The organism is Daejeonella rubra (assembly GCF_900103545.1).
Taxonomy (GTDB): Bacteria; Bacteroidota; Bacteroidia; order Sphingobacteriales; family Sphingobacteriaceae; genus Daejeonella; species Daejeonella rubra.
The window spans coordinates 94,683-111,827 of record NZ_FNHH01000005.1 but is presented as its reverse complement, the minus strand read 5'-3'; the positions used below and the strand labels follow the sequence as shown (position 1 = coordinate 111,827).

At 39.5% G+C, this 17,145-nt stretch carries 16 protein-coding genes; 5 read left to right on the top strand and 11 right to left on the bottom strand.

Going from position 1 to position 17,145, the window contains the following annotated elements; translation table 11 throughout:
• Positions 1-26 precede the first annotated feature (26 nt).
• From BLR27_RS05285 to BLR27_RS05260, 6 genes are all read right to left on the bottom strand, one after another.
• A complete protein-coding gene (locus BLR27_RS05285; RefSeq protein WP_090701392.1) occupies positions 27-1,082 on the bottom strand; it encodes an inorganic phosphate transporter in 1,056 nt (351 codons plus the stop codon).
• A 29-nt stretch (positions 1,083-1,111) separates the two neighbouring features.
• Positions 1,112-1,759: a DUF47 domain-containing protein gene (locus tag BLR27_RS05280; protein ID WP_090701389.1), complete on the bottom strand. Its 648-nt coding sequence runs from the start codon at positions 1,757-1,759 to the stop codon at positions 1,112-1,114.
• 72 nt (positions 1,760-1,831) lie between these two features.
• Complete coding sequence (locus tag BLR27_RS05275; protein WP_090701385.1) at positions 1,832-2,854, bottom strand: sensor histidine kinase; 1,023 nt, start codon at positions 2,852-2,854, stop codon at positions 1,832-1,834.
• Between the two features lie 234 nt (positions 2,855-3,088).
• Positions 3,089-4,207, bottom strand: a complete 1,119-nt coding sequence (locus BLR27_RS05270; RefSeq protein ID WP_090701381.1) for an NAD(P)/FAD-dependent oxidoreductase — start codon at positions 4,205-4,207, stop codon at positions 3,089-3,091.
• Entirely contained in the window at positions 4,204-4,944 is a 741-nt protein-coding gene (locus BLR27_RS05265; protein WP_090701671.1) for a methyltransferase domain-containing protein, read from the bottom strand. The genes BLR27_RS05270 and BLR27_RS05265 overlap by 4 nt, the downstream gene beginning before the upstream one ends.
• Positions 4,937-6,058 (bottom strand): type III polyketide synthase, encoded by a 1,122-nt coding sequence (locus tag BLR27_RS05260; RefSeq protein WP_090701378.1) that lies wholly within the window; start codon positions 6,056-6,058, stop codon positions 4,937-4,939. Before BLR27_RS05260 ends, BLR27_RS05265 begins: the two co-directional genes overlap by 8 nt.
• Before the next feature lie 115 nt (positions 6,059-6,173).
• On the opposite strand from BLR27_RS05260, the gene BLR27_RS05255 reads away from it, so the two are divergent.
• Complete coding sequence (locus tag BLR27_RS05255) at positions 6,174-7,058, top strand: UbiA family prenyltransferase (RefSeq protein WP_090701375.1); 885 nt, start codon at positions 6,174-6,176, stop codon at positions 7,056-7,058.
• On the opposite strand, the gene BLR27_RS05250 is transcribed toward BLR27_RS05255, so the two are convergent.
• Genes BLR27_RS05250 through BLR27_RS05240 form a run of 3 tightly spaced genes read right to left on the bottom strand, consistent with a single transcriptional unit; the run spans position 7,051 to position 9,299 of the window.
• Positions 7,051-7,494, bottom strand: coding sequence for a gamma-glutamylcyclotransferase (locus tag BLR27_RS05250; protein WP_176767613.1), 444 nt, complete (start codon positions 7,492-7,494; stop codon positions 7,051-7,053). The genes BLR27_RS05255 and BLR27_RS05250 overlap by 8 nt on opposite strands.
• Positions 7,481-8,161: an HD domain-containing protein gene (locus tag BLR27_RS05245; RefSeq protein WP_090701367.1), complete on the bottom strand. Its 681-nt coding sequence runs from the start codon at positions 8,159-8,161 to the stop codon at positions 7,481-7,483. Before BLR27_RS05245 ends, BLR27_RS05250 begins: the two co-directional genes overlap by 14 nt.
• Positions 8,124-9,299: a THUMP domain-containing class I SAM-dependent RNA methyltransferase gene (locus BLR27_RS05240; RefSeq protein ID WP_090701362.1), complete on the bottom strand. Its 1,176-nt coding sequence runs from the start codon at positions 9,297-9,299 to the stop codon at positions 8,124-8,126. Before BLR27_RS05240 ends, BLR27_RS05245 begins: the two co-directional genes overlap by 38 nt.
• Positions 9,300-9,442: 143 nt before the next feature.
• On the opposite strand from BLR27_RS05240, the gene BLR27_RS05235 reads away from it, so the two are divergent.
• Entirely contained in the window at positions 9,443-9,811 is a 369-nt protein-coding gene (locus tag BLR27_RS05235; RefSeq protein WP_090701357.1) for a DUF3127 domain-containing protein, read from the top strand.
• Positions 9,812-9,884: 73 nt separating this feature from the next.
• Here BLR27_RS05235 and BLR27_RS05230 read toward each other — a convergent pair whose 3' ends face one another.
• Positions 9,885-10,844 carry a T9SS type A sorting domain-containing protein gene (locus tag BLR27_RS05230; protein ID WP_143007702.1) on the bottom strand — a complete coding sequence of 320 codons (960 nt, stop codon included), beginning with the start codon at positions 10,842-10,844 and terminating at the stop codon, positions 9,885-9,887.
• A 181-nt stretch (positions 10,845-11,025) separates the two neighbouring features.
• Here BLR27_RS05230 and BLR27_RS05225 point away from each other — a divergent pair, with 181 nt between their 5' ends.
• Genes BLR27_RS05225 through BLR27_RS05215 form a run of 3 tightly spaced genes read left to right on the top strand, consistent with a single transcriptional unit; the run spans position 11,026 to position 15,496 of the window.
• Positions 11,026-12,858: an ATP-binding protein gene (locus tag BLR27_RS05225; RefSeq protein ID WP_245704441.1), complete on the top strand. Its 1,833-nt coding sequence runs from the start codon at positions 11,026-11,028 to the stop codon at positions 12,856-12,858.
• Between the two features lie 55 nt (positions 12,859-12,913).
• Entirely contained in the window at positions 12,914-13,609 is a 696-nt protein-coding gene (locus BLR27_RS05220) for a response regulator transcription factor (RefSeq protein WP_090701351.1), read from the top strand.
• Between the two features lie 39 nt (positions 13,610-13,648).
• Positions 13,649-15,496, top strand: a complete 1,848-nt coding sequence (locus BLR27_RS05215) for a DUF4153 domain-containing protein (protein WP_090701347.1) — start codon at positions 13,649-13,651, stop codon at positions 15,494-15,496.
• Between the two features lie 29 nt (positions 15,497-15,525).
• Here the strand turns inward: BLR27_RS05215 and amaB are convergent, their stop codons facing one another.
• Positions 15,526-17,067, bottom strand: coding sequence for an L-piperidine-6-carboxylate dehydrogenase (amaB, locus tag BLR27_RS05210; protein WP_090701344.1), 1,542 nt, complete (start codon positions 17,065-17,067; stop codon positions 15,526-15,528).
• Positions 17,068-17,145: the final 78 nt, after the last annotated feature.

The window sequence follows — 17,145 nt, the reverse complement described above, 5'->3', positions numbered from 1 at the left end:
TCAGTGGTTGAAGAAAATGGGTTTGCTTAAAGGAACAGGCTCAGGATAAAATATAAGCTTGCTGCCAATGCGGCTGAAACGGGGATCGTTAAAACCCATGCCCACATCAGGCTGATGGTAATGCCCCATCTAACCGCTGATACACGTTTACTTAATCCTACACCAATTATCGCACCTGTGATGGTATGAGTAGTTGAAACCGGTATTTTAAAGTGTTCTGTCATGAATAATGTGATGGCACCGGCTGTTTCTGCGGCTACCCCCTCTAATGGAGTTACTTTAGTGATCTTGGTACCCATTGTCTTTACGATCTTCCATCCGCCGCTCATAGTTCCTGCTGCAATTGCTGTATAACATGCAATAGGGATCCATTCCGGAATATGGTTGATCTTTACTTTTCCTTCAACAACAGTATAACCAACCTGAAGCCAATGAGCCATTGAACTCATAGCAAGATGATCATCTTTAAGATATACAATGATCGCAGCAGCGATGATTCCCATTACTTTCTGAGCATCATTTCCACCGTGTCCAAGACTAAATAATGCGGACGATACTAACTGCAGCTTTTTAAACCACCATTCTGCACGTGATGGATTTGCATAACGACAGATGTTCACGATGATAACAGTAATAAAGTATGCCATGATCATACCGATAATTGGTGCCAGAACAATAAATGCAGCAACCTTACCGATAACGCCTAAATTGATCACATCCAATCCTCCGTGTGCAACTGCAGCTCCTGCAAAGCCTCCGATAAGGGTATGTGATGAACTGGATGGGATTCCAAACCACCAGGTAAACAAGTTCCAGCAAATAGCTGCTATCACTCCAGCTAGTATAACCACGAGATTGATATTCATGGTGTCAGCAGTTTTGGCAACAGTATCTGCAACATTTAAACTGAATATCCAGTAGGCAAGAAAATTAAAAAAAGCTGCCCAAATTACTGCCTGAAAAGGAGTTAATACTTTGGTAGAAACAACCGTAGCGATGGAATTGGCTGCATCATGAAATCCATTGATATAATCAAAAACTAATGCTAAAACAATGATTACAATTAAAAGTGTAAATCCCATAAGGCAGATGTGCTATCGTTTTGAGGTTCTTAAGCGTTCTTTACAAGAATGGATTCAAGCACATTGGCTGCATCTTCACACATATCAGTAGCAGTTTCCAATGCGGAAAGCACTTCTTTATATTTGATCAGATTGACGGCATCTTTCTCATTATCAAAAAGATCACCAACTGCTTTATCAAAAACATAATCAGCCTGATTCTCAATGCTGTTGATACGAACACATGAATCTGCAATCAGACGAATATTTTTCAGATTGCGAAGCTCATGTATTGCTTTATGAAGGTCCTGACAAGCTTGTAAGATAAGGTTGGAAAGTTCCTTGATGGGAGGAGTAATGATAGTTAAATTGTAAAGGTCCATGCGGCTGGCTGATCCATGGATATAATCGGCAATGTCATCTATTGCACTTGCTAATCTGTGAATATCCTCCCTGTCAAATGGGGTGATGAAATTTTTACTAAGCTCCAGGTGTATTTGGTGAGTGATCTCATCTCCTGTATGCTCCAGATCTGATATGTCCTTAAAAAGCTCTTTACGCCTTGCAAGATCTTCAGTGTTAACTGCTTCTACAAGCTTTTCACCCAATTTTATCAGGTTGGCACTATCTTGTTCAAAAAGAGGGAAGAATTTCTTGTCCTTAGGAATAAAATATTGAAAAATACTGTTCAGTGACATATCTATGATTTTAAAGATGATGCAAAGCTACAATACCAATGTTAAGTTAATGTTAACTTATTGGTTCATTAATCAGGCTCTGGCGAGCGTAAAACCAAAGGTTGATCCTATATTTTCTGTACTTCGTACGGTAATGGTCTGTTCATGGGCTTCAATAATATGTTTAACAATAGCAAGTCCCAGGCCTGATCCACCAATGTCTCTGGAGCGACTTTTATCGGTACGATAGAAGCGTTCAAATAGTCTTGGGAGATATTTCTCCTCAATTCCAATTCCATCATCGGTTATTTCAACTAATATCTGATCATGCAGCTGGAAGGTTTTGATATAGGTATTGCCCGGATTTTTACCGTATTTAAACGAATTGCCCAAAAGGTTGACCAGAACCTGTCTGATTTTTTCACGATCGGCATTTACCCAGGTTGGTGTTCTATACTTGTCTTTAAAATGAAGGGTGATATTGTATTTTTTTGACTTTAACTCGAGCGAATCATTCACCTCATTGATTAATTCAACCAGATCAAATTTTTCATATTGAACTGGTATTTCACCGCTCTCTAATTTCGAGATTGCATCCAGATCTTTAATGAAAGAGGCAAGCCTGTCGACATTGTTAGAAGCCTTTTCAAGAAAACGTTTTGATAGTTCAGGATCTTCAATATCTCCATCCTGTAGAACTTCAATATATCCCTGGATAGCAAAGAGTGGTGTTTTTAATTCGTGCGAGATATTTGAAAGGAATTCCCTTCTGAATTTTTCCTGTTGTTTTAACTGATCGATCTCTGTTTTTTTATCTCTTGCCCATTCTTTTACTTCCTGCTCCACATCATTGATCGGATCAGCACTTACATATTCACCCAAAGCATCTTTGAGATCTTTTCCAAGCTTCAGGTTATGGATCAGCTTGTAGATCAGCTTGATCTTACTGTAAACGAAACGCTCGATCAGATAGTAGAAAACGAGATAACTGGTTACCAGTGAAACAGAAAAAGTGATCACCGAATCTATTATTATTCCTTGAAAATAGAAGTTGATAATCGATAATGATAATGCAACTGCTAATGCATTGATGAAGACGAGTACCCATAGTTTCATACTGCAAATTACTACATATATTATTAATGCAATTATTTACTCTGATTTTATATCAGGTTGATTTAAAATCAGCTGATTAAAAATGATGGTTTTGAATATCTCAATTTGGATAGAGGCCCAATCCCGATTGCCATCGGGACTTCAATCCTTAGCTTGATAACTTAGAATTCTTCATGAATGAATAAAAGATGTTATTTCAGGAGTATTTTTTTGAAAAAATCTATTCTTCTTAACCTATATAAAAACTTTACCATGTGTTTTTTTGACTAACATTTGCGTTAGCCCTGGGAATTTGTCAAGCGTATAAACTGCCAGGTCTGAAACCATTGTATTACCAAACAATCCTTGTATCATCCTTCCGCTTTTCAGTCTGAGAGCAAATTGTTTTTCCCATCTAAGCGTATAATCCTGCTCCAATGCTATCCTGTTGATGTCAGAGCCTTTTTTTGCAAAACGCATGATACTTTCAGCAAGTATTTTGCCTGAATGAATGGCGATTGCCATACCATTACCGCAAAGCGGAGTGATCATTCCGGCTGAGTCGCCGCAAAAAAGCAAATGGTTTTCTGTTAGAGTTTTTCGCTCAAAAGATATTTCATTGATCACCTCAGGCTTTTCAAAAAGAAATTCTGAATTTTTAAACAGGTTTCGCAAATGTGGATTTTTATAAAGCACCTGCTCCTCCATTTCAGGAATGCCTGAATACTTTTTGAGATTAGCCGTTTCAGAAAGGTAGCATAAACAGTGTTTATCATCTTCGATCTTACTTACCCCGCAATAGCCGCCCTCAAAATTATCAAGACGAATCAGATTCCCCGGAAGGTCTGTTTTAACATGGTATTTTACTCCCAGATAGGGACTGCGTCTATAAAAAAAACTGCGATTTAATTTTTGATCCAGATTGGATCGTTTACCGTAAGCTGCTATGGCAATGGCTGATTCATAAACTTTATTGCCAGGTGTTGAAATCCTGAATTTCTCTTCACTGAACCTGATATCATCCACCTTTTCGAAGATAAATTCTACACCCAGGCTTTCTGCATGCCGGTAAAGCATATGATCAAGTTTGAAACGACTTATACCAAAGCCTCCCATGGGCAGATCGGCCTGCAAGATCTTTCCTGAAACAGATGTTACTTCTAATCGGTTTATCCGGGAAGGCCCGAGTTCAGAGATCCCAATATCCAGTGACTCAAAAAAAGGTAAAACCTCATTTGAAATATACTCACCGCAAACCCTGTGAAATGGATATTTCTTTTTCTCTATTAAGCGTACCTGATAACCGTTTTTCTGTAAAAGAATTGCGCTGGTCAAACCTGCGAGTCCGCCTCCGATGATCAGCACATCGCTCATCTTTGCTTATATGGATTTTTATTTCCCGTCCCTAACTTTTTCCCGCTTTCAATGCATACCTGCCATCTGAAAGCCCACATCCATTTGATCGAATAATTTTTAAATCCTCCTGCTTTGAGCATTTGATCAATTTCAGACCGTTTAAAACTTCGAAGTACCGAAAGTTTTGAATCATGCTTAACCATCTCAGACCTTGAAAATACATAAGTGATAATTCCTATGGAATGGTAAGCAAACCAATGTCTATGGAGGTCATTGATAACAACATAGGTGCTGGCACAACCGGCCATTTTTTGAATTAGTCTGATCCAGTTTGGATCGGTAAAATGATGGGTAAAAAGACTGGAAATAACGATATCAAATTGATCAGGAAGTAGTTGGTCACTCATTACATCGGCTAAAATGTATGAGATCTCCGGGAAATCTTTTGATCTTTCCCTTGCATATTCTATTGCTGATTCTGTGGCATCAACTCCTACCAGACTGATCTTCAGATTGCGCTTGCGAGCCCATTTGGCAATAACTCTCAAAGAATCACCGCCGCCGCAACCCCAGTCGCTGATGCGCATACCATCCTTTATTCCAATCTTTTTGAAGGCATTAAAAAATACATCGTAGCCTCCAAGTAGTTTGTTCACTACTTCAAGCTCATCCATGATCGGGTCGATGATCTCATGGCCAAGAGAAAAATCGTCCATCATTTCCTCTTCTGAGCTTCGGTGTTTAAAGTCAGGCATTTCCATTTCTTTTCAGGATCATAGATTCAACAGTTAATCCCGGTCCGAAGGCAAAACCCAGAATATTTTCACCATCAATTCCCTCAGGATCCATCATTATTTTTTTCAAGACAAATAATATTGTTGCAGATGACATATTGCCGTAATCCCTCAATACATCATATCCAAAGCGATTGGCCAAAGTTGAAAAACCTAAAGCGTTTTCTGCGGATTCCAGAATTTTTCTTCCTCCCGGATGAACGGCAAACCTGCTGATATCTTTGAATTCGAGTCCCGCTTTTTTGAGCAGCTGATTGGAAATGGATTGAATATGTTTTAAAATCAGCTTGGATACCTTCGATGTTAATTTCATTTCAAAACCGGCATCACCGACATACCAGCCCATTTCATTTTTAGCTTCATTTAGAAATTCGGAATAAAATGTATCGAGAGTAAGGCAGTTTTTTTGATTGGTTCTTTCTGAACTATTTTCTACAATAACCGCAGCTGCTCCGTCCGAAAACAATGAATTTGCCACCCAGTTATCGAGAGTATTTTCTTTTTGAAAGTGCAGTGTGCATAGCTCGACAGAAACGATCAGAACTTTTGCAGATTGATCAGCACGGCAGATATAATCGGCAACTTTAAGAGCATTTAATGAGCCGTAACAACCCATGAAATTAATACAGGTTCGCTCAATGTTGCGGTTTAACCCTAATTTTTCGACCAGCTCAATGTCTATGCCTGGTGCATGCATACCCGTGCAGCTTACAGTAATTAGGTGTGTGATCTTTGAAGTCAGGTCTTCGCCATGATCAGTAAAACAATCTTTAACAGCTTCCGATGCCAATTCTGATGCTGTATCCTGATATAACCGCAATCGGTCGCGTGTTCCCGGGAAAGGTTCAAAACCTTCGGTATTGCTAAAGAAGGTGTTCTTATGGCTTTCTGTTTCGCCAAAATCGGGGATCACTGAATACCGGTGCTCAATTCCCGAATGATCATAAATCTGCTTCAACCTGGAAGCATTGGTAGCATTCAAACCAAATGCTTTTACCATGAATCTAAAGATATCATTCTGTGGGATCCGGTATTTTGGGTTGGCGGTACCAATCGCGCTTATGCAACTGCTCATAATTCAGTAAAATACTAAATTTTTCTCTTTCTGGATTTAATCATTAATTGATAAGCAATTATAATGATCCATATTATAGTTTAACCAATTGGCTTATTAAATGTTATTTTAGTGAATGAATTTTATCAGGAATATTTTTCCAAGTGCATCTGCTTTAGTGCATTTGCGCATTTTGTTTTCTGTCTTTCTGATGCCCGTCTTTCTGTTTGCACTCTCTCAGGTGCCGCAGATCAATTTGCAGGATACAATTTTGACATTCATCATTTGGCATTTATTGGTTTATCCTGCCAGCAATGGTTACAACAGTTATTTTGATAAGGATGAAGGAAGTATTGCGCTTATAGAAAAGCCACCAAAAGTTGATAAAAGCCTTTATTATTTCTCCCTTTTTCTTGATCTTTTAGCCTTAATACTCTCATTATTTGTTGGGTGGATCTTATTTCTTGCAGTGCTTATCTACGGAGTGATTTCTAAGATGTACAGCCATCCCGCATTCAGGTTTAAAAAATATCCTGTCATAAGCTTTTTGATCGTATTTATTTTTCAGGGAGCTTTTGTATACTGTAGCACCTACGTTTCGATATCAGGGCTTGATACACTGGCGGGATGGAATTTAAATTTTACGCTTGCCGGATTGATCTGTTCCTGCCTCATCGGAGCTACTTATCCGCTTACGCAGGTTTATCAGCATGAAGAAGATTCAAAAAGAGGAGATATAACCCTGAGTATTGTCTTAGGGATCCGGGGTTCTTTTTATTTCTCTGCAGTTCTATTCCTGCTTTCTGCTATTCTGCTTTATTTTTATTGGGATAGATTAGAAATGATCAATTACTTCTGGTTGTTTCTTATCATTGCTTCACCGGTTTTTATCCTGTTTGCCAATTGGTTTTCTGCGGTTTACAGCGACCCATCCTATGCAAATTTTAAGAACATGTCGCGAATGACACTCCTGAGCAGTATCTCGATGCTGATCTATTTTGGCTTATTGAATATTATTTAGACATGGAAACTACAAACTCAAGGTATTCCTGAGGTAGTTTATGTTCTTTAGCTCCTTCGGTAATACTTTTTAAATAGTCTTTTGATGGATAAATATTCTCATCGTCATTATCAGATATAAATGTAAAAGCCGGAACATTACCTGTTTCAGTTTCTATGGTAACATTGATCAGTCGATAGCCTGGTTCAGTAGAGAGAAGTGTCTCTTTATACTTATTATCAATCTCGTAAATAGCTCCAAATACATCTTCAGATTCAGAAACAATAATATTTGCTCTTGCAGTTCCATCAGCATTTTTAACATTAAAGCGAAAGCCATAATCCAGAAGTCTGCCCTGAAGATAGTTTTGAATTTTACTTCCTGTTCTTTGCTCCAGAATACTTTTTTTCAAGTTGCTGGCATAAGCAAAATAATTAAAGCTGTTATTGTTCTCCATTCCACTCATTATAAAACTGTTCAAGGTAAGTAAGCATAAACTGATGTCGCTCTTCTGCGATTCTCAGGCCTGTTTCTGTATTCATTTTATCTTTTAACAAAAGAAGCTTTTCGTAAAAGTGATTGATCGTTGGGGCTTCAGATTTCTTGTATTCCTCCTTGTTCATGTTCAAAGCAGGAGGTATTTCCGGATTGTATAATTCTCTGTTTTTGAATCCGCCGTAGGTGAATGCCCTCGCTATTCCTATAGCACCAATAGCATCAAGCCGGTCTGCATCCTGTACTACTTCCATCTCTTTGGAATGGAAATCTATCTGGCCAAGACTTGCCTTGAATGACATATTCCGAATGATCCGTTGAATATGTATGATAATGGAATCTTCTATTCCTATAGATTTTAGAAATTCGCCTGCTTTCTGCGGACCGATCTCTTCATCCCCGTCATGGAACTTACTATCTGCAATATCATGAAGCAGGGCGGCAAGTTCAATTATAAAGGTATCTGCCTGTTCAGTATTTGAGATCAGGATCGCATTGTTCCATACCCGCTGAATATGCCACCAGTCATGTCCGCTTTCTGCACCTTGCAGGGTTTGCTTAACAAACTGTACAGTCTGACTAATAAGTTCCCTATTCGGCAGCTTTGGGCTCTCTTTTACTACCTTCATATAACTCGTATTCCAATAATCTGCAGTCCAGTTTACCATTATAGAACTCGATCCTTCGATCAGCCCGGAGTCCGATCTTTTTTGCCAGATCAGGATTTCCAGTAAAAATATAACCGCGATATCCCTTGCATTTCTGCTTCATAAAATCACCGATACGTTTATAGGTTGCTTCCAGCTTCGAATGAACACCCAGTCTTTCACCATATTCCGGATTGAACATAACGACTCCAGGGCCTTCCGGAACAACAGTATCTGCAAAATCACAAACAGAAAAATCAATCAAATGATCAACCCCTGCAGTACGTGCATTTTTAATGGAAATATCAACGGCATCTTCAGAAATATCCGTTGCCACGATCCTGAAATCAATTTCCCGTTTAGCCTGATCCTTTAGTTTACGTCTTTCTGCGAAGAACACTTCTTCTTCATATCCCAGGATATGCATAAAGCCATAATTCATACGGAACAAGCCCGGAGTTTTATCGCAGGCAAGCAGTGCTGCTTCTATCGCTAAGGTACCTGATCCGCACATAGGTACAACAAAGGGGCTTTTCTTATCCCATCCCGTTGCCATGATCGTTCCCGCTGCCAATGCTTCAAGCATTGGTGCTTTTCCAGGAATTTTTCGGTAACCATGTTTGGCAAGCGTTTCGCCCGAGGTATCAATAAATATCTCCGCATCATTCTCTTTCCAGTACAGGTGGATCACCGCTTTGTTTGCTTCGGGGCCGGTATTGGGCCTGATCTCCTTTTTCTCTTTGATGCGGTCAACAATTGCATCCTTCACTTTCAGGTTTGCAAAAAGAGGAGTAGTGATCGTTTCATTATCTACTGTAGAAGTGACAGAAAAATAACCTGTAAAATCGATCAGCTCTTCCCATGCTATTTCAAGCAGTTCTTTGTAAAGCCGGGCAGGATTTTCTGCCGTGAAGGTCTTTATTGAATATAAAACCTGACTTGCGCAGCGCAGGTTAAGATTTAATGGAATACAATCATTTAAGGTACCTTCCAGTTCAAGGCCGGTGGAGAATGTCCTGGTAATTTTATAACCAAGGGCTTCAACCTCCTGCTGCAGATACGCTGATAAGCGATTGTTGCAGGTAATGATGATCTTACTTTTTGTGTGGAAAACTTGCATAATAATTTGCGAAGTTAACAATTAAAAATTGCCTGAATTTTATACTTTTACAAATTGTATCCGACGATAGTTTTGTGTTGCATACTTTCCTGATCAGCTTCAGGAAATAAAGAATAGAGTTCGTTCATAAATAGATAAATACAATGGAAGTTAAAGGAAAAGTACATGAAATCTCACAGGTAATTACAGTGAGTGAAAAGTTCAAAAAACGTGAGCTTATACTGGAATACGCAGAGAATCCTACCTATCCGGAATATGTGAAGTTTGAAGCAGTGCAGGATAAGGTTAACCTGTTTGACAATATTAAAGTTGGCGACAATGTTGAATTGTTTTTTAATCTTCGCGGACGTCCCTGGACAGATAAAACAGGTAAGACCTCTTATTTTAATACCCTTTCTGTTTGGAGATTAACACCGCTTGGCGCAGCTGATGGTGCATCTGCAGCTCCTGAATATGCAACTCCGGTTGATATCAGTGCAGCTCCTGGTGATGATGATGATCTGCCTTTCTAATTAGGATGATATTTAAATTCAGAAGCCCCGTTCCCAATAAAGGGACGGGGCTTTCTGATTCTCACATAAACAATTAGTTTTTAATCAGTTTTCTCACAAACCACCCGGTATTCTGTTTGATGCTGATATAGTAAATGCCATTTTTAGGCAAATCGATCTGCTTCATATAATTTCCTGTAAAGTTTGCGGCTTCATCGGCATAAATCTGATTAAGCTGGCTGTCTAAGATCTTTATTTTAACAGCACCGCGACTCTCCATATTGAATGAAAGCCCAAGTTTACCGTTAGAGAAATTAGGGAAAAGTGTGAGGTCTTCTACCTCCAATACAGTCGTCAGGCTTTCACTTCCCGTTATCTTCTTTAACTGCTCTTTCTCAGCATCGCTTATGCGGATGTTCATACGGCTTGGAATGCCATCCTTATCAATATGATTGTAGTTAAAGGAAGATACATTATTTCTTTCCTCTGTTCCGGGCATCATGCGTCTTTCAAAAACCATTGGCGGAGCAATTCTTCCACTCATCCTGGGTTCTTTTGTTGTATCGAAGTTTCTGTGCATGGTAATGATCCGCTTCCTTAAATTACTATCCAAACCATCCATTTTGAAATTAAACCCTTTCATAAGTGTATCAACATTGATCTCATTGCCATCGAACTTGAAAACATGTACACCCCCCGGCATTTTATTATCAAATCTGAATTCAAATTCCTGCTGTTTTCCATCGTTCCAGTTTAAAACGGGTGGCTCTTCTCCACTATTTCTTCTTCTGATTATTACCCGTTCTTCGTTTTGTCCGCCAGGTCCTTTAGCTTTACCCTCCATCTCATTAAATTCTTCTCTGAGTCGGATACGCTCTTTCTTATCAGCTTCACTCATCTTTTTACCATTCACAATGGTATCCCCATTACTGATAATGATGCTTCTGGTCATCTTTTTATCAACCTGAGCTTTAACAGATGATCCTGAACTGATGATGATCAGGACGAAAAAACCCATCAGAAGCAAGTGGGGATTAAGAATATACTTTTTCATGATTATTTTGGTTTTATAATATGGATGAATTTAGTTTGACTATATCAAAGGAAGATTAAATCGGTTTAAATTATTTCTTTAGACAAAAATATATGCCTGAATACAATGATTTTGTTAATGCTTTGTTAAAATATGTTAAAAGTAAATTGACATAGAGCATGTTGCGTATTTTTGTGATGGTATGAAAAGAAAAAGTATCAGTTTAATTATTGGATTAATGACAATTGCATTGCTTGGAGTAATGGGCATGCAATGGTATTTTTTCAGACAATCATACCAGTTACAGTCGCGCTTGTTCGATCAGTCTGTACATGAGGCGCTCAATAATGTAGTAGATCGATTGGCCAAAAGGGATGCGAACAGTTTTTTGGAAAAAAAAGCTGCTTTTATTGCACTTCCACCCCCTGTAAGAGCTGAAATTTCACCAAAACTTGTATCGGCACCTGAAAGGCCCCGAAAAATACAAAGAAGAAGGCCAAGGCTTTCAGATGCCAATTATTTGTTAACAGAACAAAGAAAGGCCGACAGTATTTTCAGGTTAAGAGACAGTATGCTCCGGGCGCGCTATCCTAATGTGCTATCATTCAATGATGTAGTGAGCCAGTCTGAGTTAAAGGATCTTAAATACAATTTCCAGGTTGATGTATATCAGGTGGAAGATGCTTTCGGACAGATCCATGAACAAACCAGGCGAACTATAACAAGAGCATTAAATGGGAATGTACTGGGCGGGAATACTGTTTTGCCTGATTCTGTTACTCAATATATTGTTTTTGACCCTGTGGAGGGCACTTTTTTACGGACTATCCCCAGGCCAAGAATGAAAAATTTAGTACGTCATGAAGCTGAGACTGAAAAAGACAATACCGTTCAGAAGGTGAAGCAATATTTTGCAGAGGGTAAAGATAATAAGGAAGAGGTATTCAAGGATCTTTATCAGGAGTACCGTGAAGTAAATGTTCCCCTGAATAAACGGGTACATCCTCAAACACTCGATTCTATGCTACGTTCTGAATTAAGAAATCTTTCAATTTTCAGTGAATATGAGTATAAAGTAACATCTGCGAAGCGGGATTCTGTCATTTTTACCCGTGCTTCCAACCGCGCAGAATTTTTGCCTTCCAATAGTTATGAGACCCCTCTTTTTCCTAAAGATATGATTCGCGATTCAGGGATGCTGACCATCACCTTTCCTGATAAAAACAATATTATTCTTTCCAACCTGACAGCGATGATGGGCCTTTCGGGCGGCTTATTACTGATACTGATCTTTAGCTTCGGTTATACCATCCATTCTATCCTGATGCAGAAAAAGATCTCTGAAATGAAAACGGATTTCATCAATAATATGACACATGAGTTTAAAACTCCGGTGGCAACAATTATGATCGCAAGTGAGGCATTGAAGGATCCCGAACTTGCCTCTGATAAAAGAAGTATTGACCGCCTTGCCAATATTATTTATGATGAGAATGTTCGTTTGGGAAGCCATATCGAACGGGTATTGAACATCGCTAAAATTGAAAAGGGTGATCTGAAACTTGAGCATAAAGAAGTTGAGATGAATGATCTTCTTGCTGCAATAGTTGACAGCATGTCTTTACAGCTTCAAAAACGTAATGCAAGCATTGAACTTGATCTGAGTGCAAGCCGGGCTATTGTAATGGGTGATGAGCTGCATTTATCAAATGTGATTTTCAACTTATTGGATAATGCCAATAAATACAGTCCGGAGAATCCTCAGATAAAGATCAGTACATTTAGCTCAGGCAGAAATCTGATTATCAGGGTGGCTGATAGGGGGATAGGAATGAGCAAGGATCAACTATCAAAAATATTTGACCAGTTTTATCGCATCCCGACAGGTAATCTGCATGATGTAAAGGGATTTGGCCTGGGCTTGAGTTATGTGAATAATATAATTAAAAATCTGAATGGAACGATCAAAGTAAAAAGTGAAAAAGATGTGGGTTCTGAGTTTGAGATCAGTCTTCCCCTGAAATCAGTAGCATAATATTGCTGCAATTGCCTTTTTTAACAAAATAGTTTTCCCTTTCCGGGACCTCCATATGAAAAGAATTTTATTAGCCGAAGATGACCCGAATCTGGGTATGCTTTTACAGGATTACCTTCAGTTGAAGGGAAAATTTGAGGTGGTCCTTTGTCATGATGGAGAAGAGGCTTTCAGGGTTTTCACCAAAGAGCATTTTGATATCTGCATATTTGATGTGATGATGCCCAAAAAGGATGGATTTACGCTGGGCAAAGAAATACGACGCATAAATCCCGGCATTCCGATCATTTTTGCAACTGCAAAGGCCATGATAGAGGATAAAGCCGAAGCTTATAATCTGGGAGGTGACGACTATATTACCAAGCCATTCAGGATCGAGGAACTTCTTTTGCGAATTAATGCTCTGCTGAAAAGAGTAAGTGAACCGGCAAAGACAGAAGCTTCAGACCTGCCTTCAAAATTCGAGATCGGAAATTATAAGTTCGATTATACCGCTCAGTTGATAACCAATGGTGATTCTCAGCAAAAGGTTTCGACCAAAGAGGCTGAACTCCTGCGCTTATTGTGCCTGAAGAAAAACGAGGTTTTAACCAGGGAAGAGGCATTATTATCTATCTGGCATGATGATAATTACTTCAACGGCCGGAGTATGGATGTATTTCTGAGCAAATTGCGCAAGTATTTAAAAGAGGATCCGAAGGTAGAAATAATCAATGTGCATGGAAAAGGATATAAGCTTCTGGTTAGCTAAAATTGATCTGATTTCTGTATATTCGGTAAAAGACTGCTTATGAAATTCCCATCTTTAGTGGCTCTTGTCCAGTCATCTAAAAAAGCTCTTACACGTTTTCCGCTCGAAATCCTGTTTGCCCTGACAGGTACACTTTCTGCCACAATCTTAGTTGAAATTGCTGATCTCAAACTTGAAGCAGAACGCTATTTTATAAGGTTGATCCTTATTTCAGTTTTGGGCCTGTCATTATCCCTGTCTGCAACCTTGTTTTCTGAAAGCAGGGCAATAAAAAATTCTCTAAAATACTTATTAAGATCAGCGGTAATAATTATATGTATTGGTTTATTTTTCCTCCTCGACCCACTCAAGCAGGAGTCTGATATTCTGAAATTCTTATTGCTGGCCCTTTCATTTCATCTTCTTGTTTCATTTTCTGCTTTCGCCGGTTCCGGGTATATCCACGCTTTTTGGGTGTTTAATAAAACAATTTTCCTGCGGTTTTTAACAGGGGGCCTGTACAGTGCCGTGCTTTTCCTGGGACTTGCAGCGGCTATTGGCTCAATGAACTTTCTGTTCAATTTCAAATTTGACTGGGACACATTCGCAATTCTGTGGATCTGGATCGTAGGAATGTTTCAAACAGTATTTTTTCTTTCAGGCGTTCCGGAAAACCTTTATTTACTGGAGGAGGACAAGAGTTATCCTAAAGGTTTAAAGGTATTTACGCAATATGTCCTTATTCCGCTTGCTACAGTTTATGCCTTAATTTTACTCGCTTATGAGGCTAAGATCCTCATTGAATGGGAACTTCCCAAGGGCCTTGTTGCAAATCTGGTATTGGGATATGCTGTGTTCGGGATATTGTCCCTGCTACTGATCTACCCGGTAAGGAATCTGGATGAGAATAAATGGCTGAAAAAATTCAGCCAGAGCTTTTATTATATTCTCATACCCTTAATTTCATTATTGATCTGGGCCATTCTGGCCAGAATAATAGATTATGGCATTACAGAGGAGCGTTATTTTTTAATGATCCTGGCAGGATGGTTAATCTTTATTACCGCCTATTTCCTGATTTCAAAAAGCCATGATATCACCATCATTCCTTTGAGCCTTTGTATCCTGACTATTTTATCAGTCTATGGGCCGCAGGGAGCCTTTGAAACATCCAGACGTTCACAGCTTAATGAGCTTAGTCTCCTGTTTGAAAAATACAAATCTGTTGAAGGAGGAAAGATCAAAACTTTAAAGCATGTTCCTGAAAAGGAAGATATGCTCAGGATGGTGAACATTGTGGATTATCTGGTGGATAATCATGGTTTAAAAAGTTTCAACCCAGTACTTGATCAGGATCTTCAGAGTGTTGAAGATTCATTACTTTTATTGACCAGATCAAAGAAAAAAAATTCAAGGACCGATACCTGGGAATTAAGAAGTAATCAAAAGAATTGGCTGTATAAGCATCTCAACCTCAAAACAGATGATCGAACAGGTTCAAAACTAAATTTAGGGAATAATATGTTTGAGGCTGAAAATATAGAGCTTCTTCCATTGAGTAAGGCAGATTTTATGTTAGCTGTTAGTCAATACCCTGATTCGGCAAGGAGCCTGATCAATAGTTCCAGGTTGCTTATCTCACAGGTTCAAAATCAAAACAGATTTAAGGTTGTATACGGATCAGAGGTCAAATATTTACAAATGGATACTCTGATAAACAAGCTTGATGCGGAACTGAAAAAGCAGGAGCTTCCTGAGGGACAGACATTGCCTGTCTCAAGGAAATTGCTTACTCAGAACCTGGAATTAGAGGGCATAGCCCTGGAAATTCTCTGGAATCACCTGAACTATAACGATCAAAAGAAATTGATATCAGCCAATGGCTATGCCCTTATAAGAATAAAGTAAGGATTCAAAAATTCTGCTATTTGCCGGGCTTAAAGATCAAATTTGATCCCCTGCGCCAGTGGCAATTTATCTGAATAATTGATCGTATTGGTTTGACGACGCATATAGGCCTTCCATGCATCAGATCCTGATTCACGTCCGCCTCCTGTTTCTTTCTCACCGCCAAAGGCTCCGCCAATTTCTGCTCCGGAAGTCCCGATATTCACATTGGCAATACCGCAATCTGAACCGGCATACGACAAGAACTGTTCTGCTTCACGCAGGTTCAGCGTCATGATTGCAGAAGAAAGTCCCTGAGGAACATCATTCTGCATAGCGATAGCTTCATCCAGGGTTTTGTATTTCATAAGGTAGAGAATGGGTGCGAAAGTTTCGTGCTGTACGATCTGATAGTCGTTTTTAGCTTCTGCGATACATGGTTTTACATAGCATCCTGATTCATAACCTTCACCTTCAAGCACCCCGCCTTCAACAACAAAATTGCCACCTTCTTCCTTGCATTTTTCAATCGAGCCGAGGTAGCTTTTTACTGCCTCTTTATCGATAAGCGGACCAACATGAATGTTTTCATCCAGTGGATTTCCAATTTTTAATTGTCCGTAAGCCTTGACAAGTTTATCGCTGAAGGCATCATAAACACTTTCTTGAATGATCAGCCTGCGAGTGGAAGTACATCTTTGTCCGGCAGTTCCAACCGCACCGAAAACTGCCCCAACCAGCGACATTTCCAGATCAGCATCTTTGGATATGATGATGGCATTGTTTCCGCCAAGTTCCAGTAAACTACGTCCCAAACGGGCTCCCACCGCTGCACCCACGGCTTTTCCCATACGGGTTGATCCGGTTGCGGATAGCAGTCCGATTCGTTTATCATGACTCATCAGTTCACCAATATTACGGTCGCCGATCAGCAGGCATGAAGTACCTTCAGGAACATCATTGGCTTCAAATACTTTTTGGATTATATGCTGACAGGCAATGGCCGTTAGGGGAGTTTTTTCAGAGGGTTTCCATATACACACATTGCCGCAAACAAGAGCAAGACTGGCATTCCATGCCCAAACCGCCACCGGAAAGTTAAACGCTGAAATAATTCCTACCACACCCATCGGGTGCCATTGCTCATACATGCGGTGCGCCGGCCGTTCAGAATGCATGGTTAAACCATATAACTGACGTGATAGTCCAACTGCAAAATCGCAGATATCGATCATCTCCTGCACCTCACCATAGCCTTCCTGCAGGCTTTTTCCCATCTCGTAACTTACAAGTTTCCCAAGATCTTCTTTATTCTGGCGAAGGGCATCACCAAGCTGCCGGATGATATCGCCTCTTTTCGGAGCAGGCCAGGTTCTCCAAACTTTAAATGCCGCTTCAGCTGTGACAACTGTATTTTGAAAATCTTCGGCATTCGCAAAATTTACACTGGCGATCTCTTTTCCATCTACAGGTGAAATTATAACAGTGCCCTCTTGTGCATTGCTGCTGTTCCAATGTTTTCCTGTGCTGCAGGATTGATTAATATGTTGTATTCCAAGGTTCTGTAATATCGGAAATATGTCTATTTGCATAAAATTTCGTATTTTTGTCAAAGTTAAGCATTTCCCCCAAGGGCAGGACACACGGATAAAAACTAAACATTTCCTGAA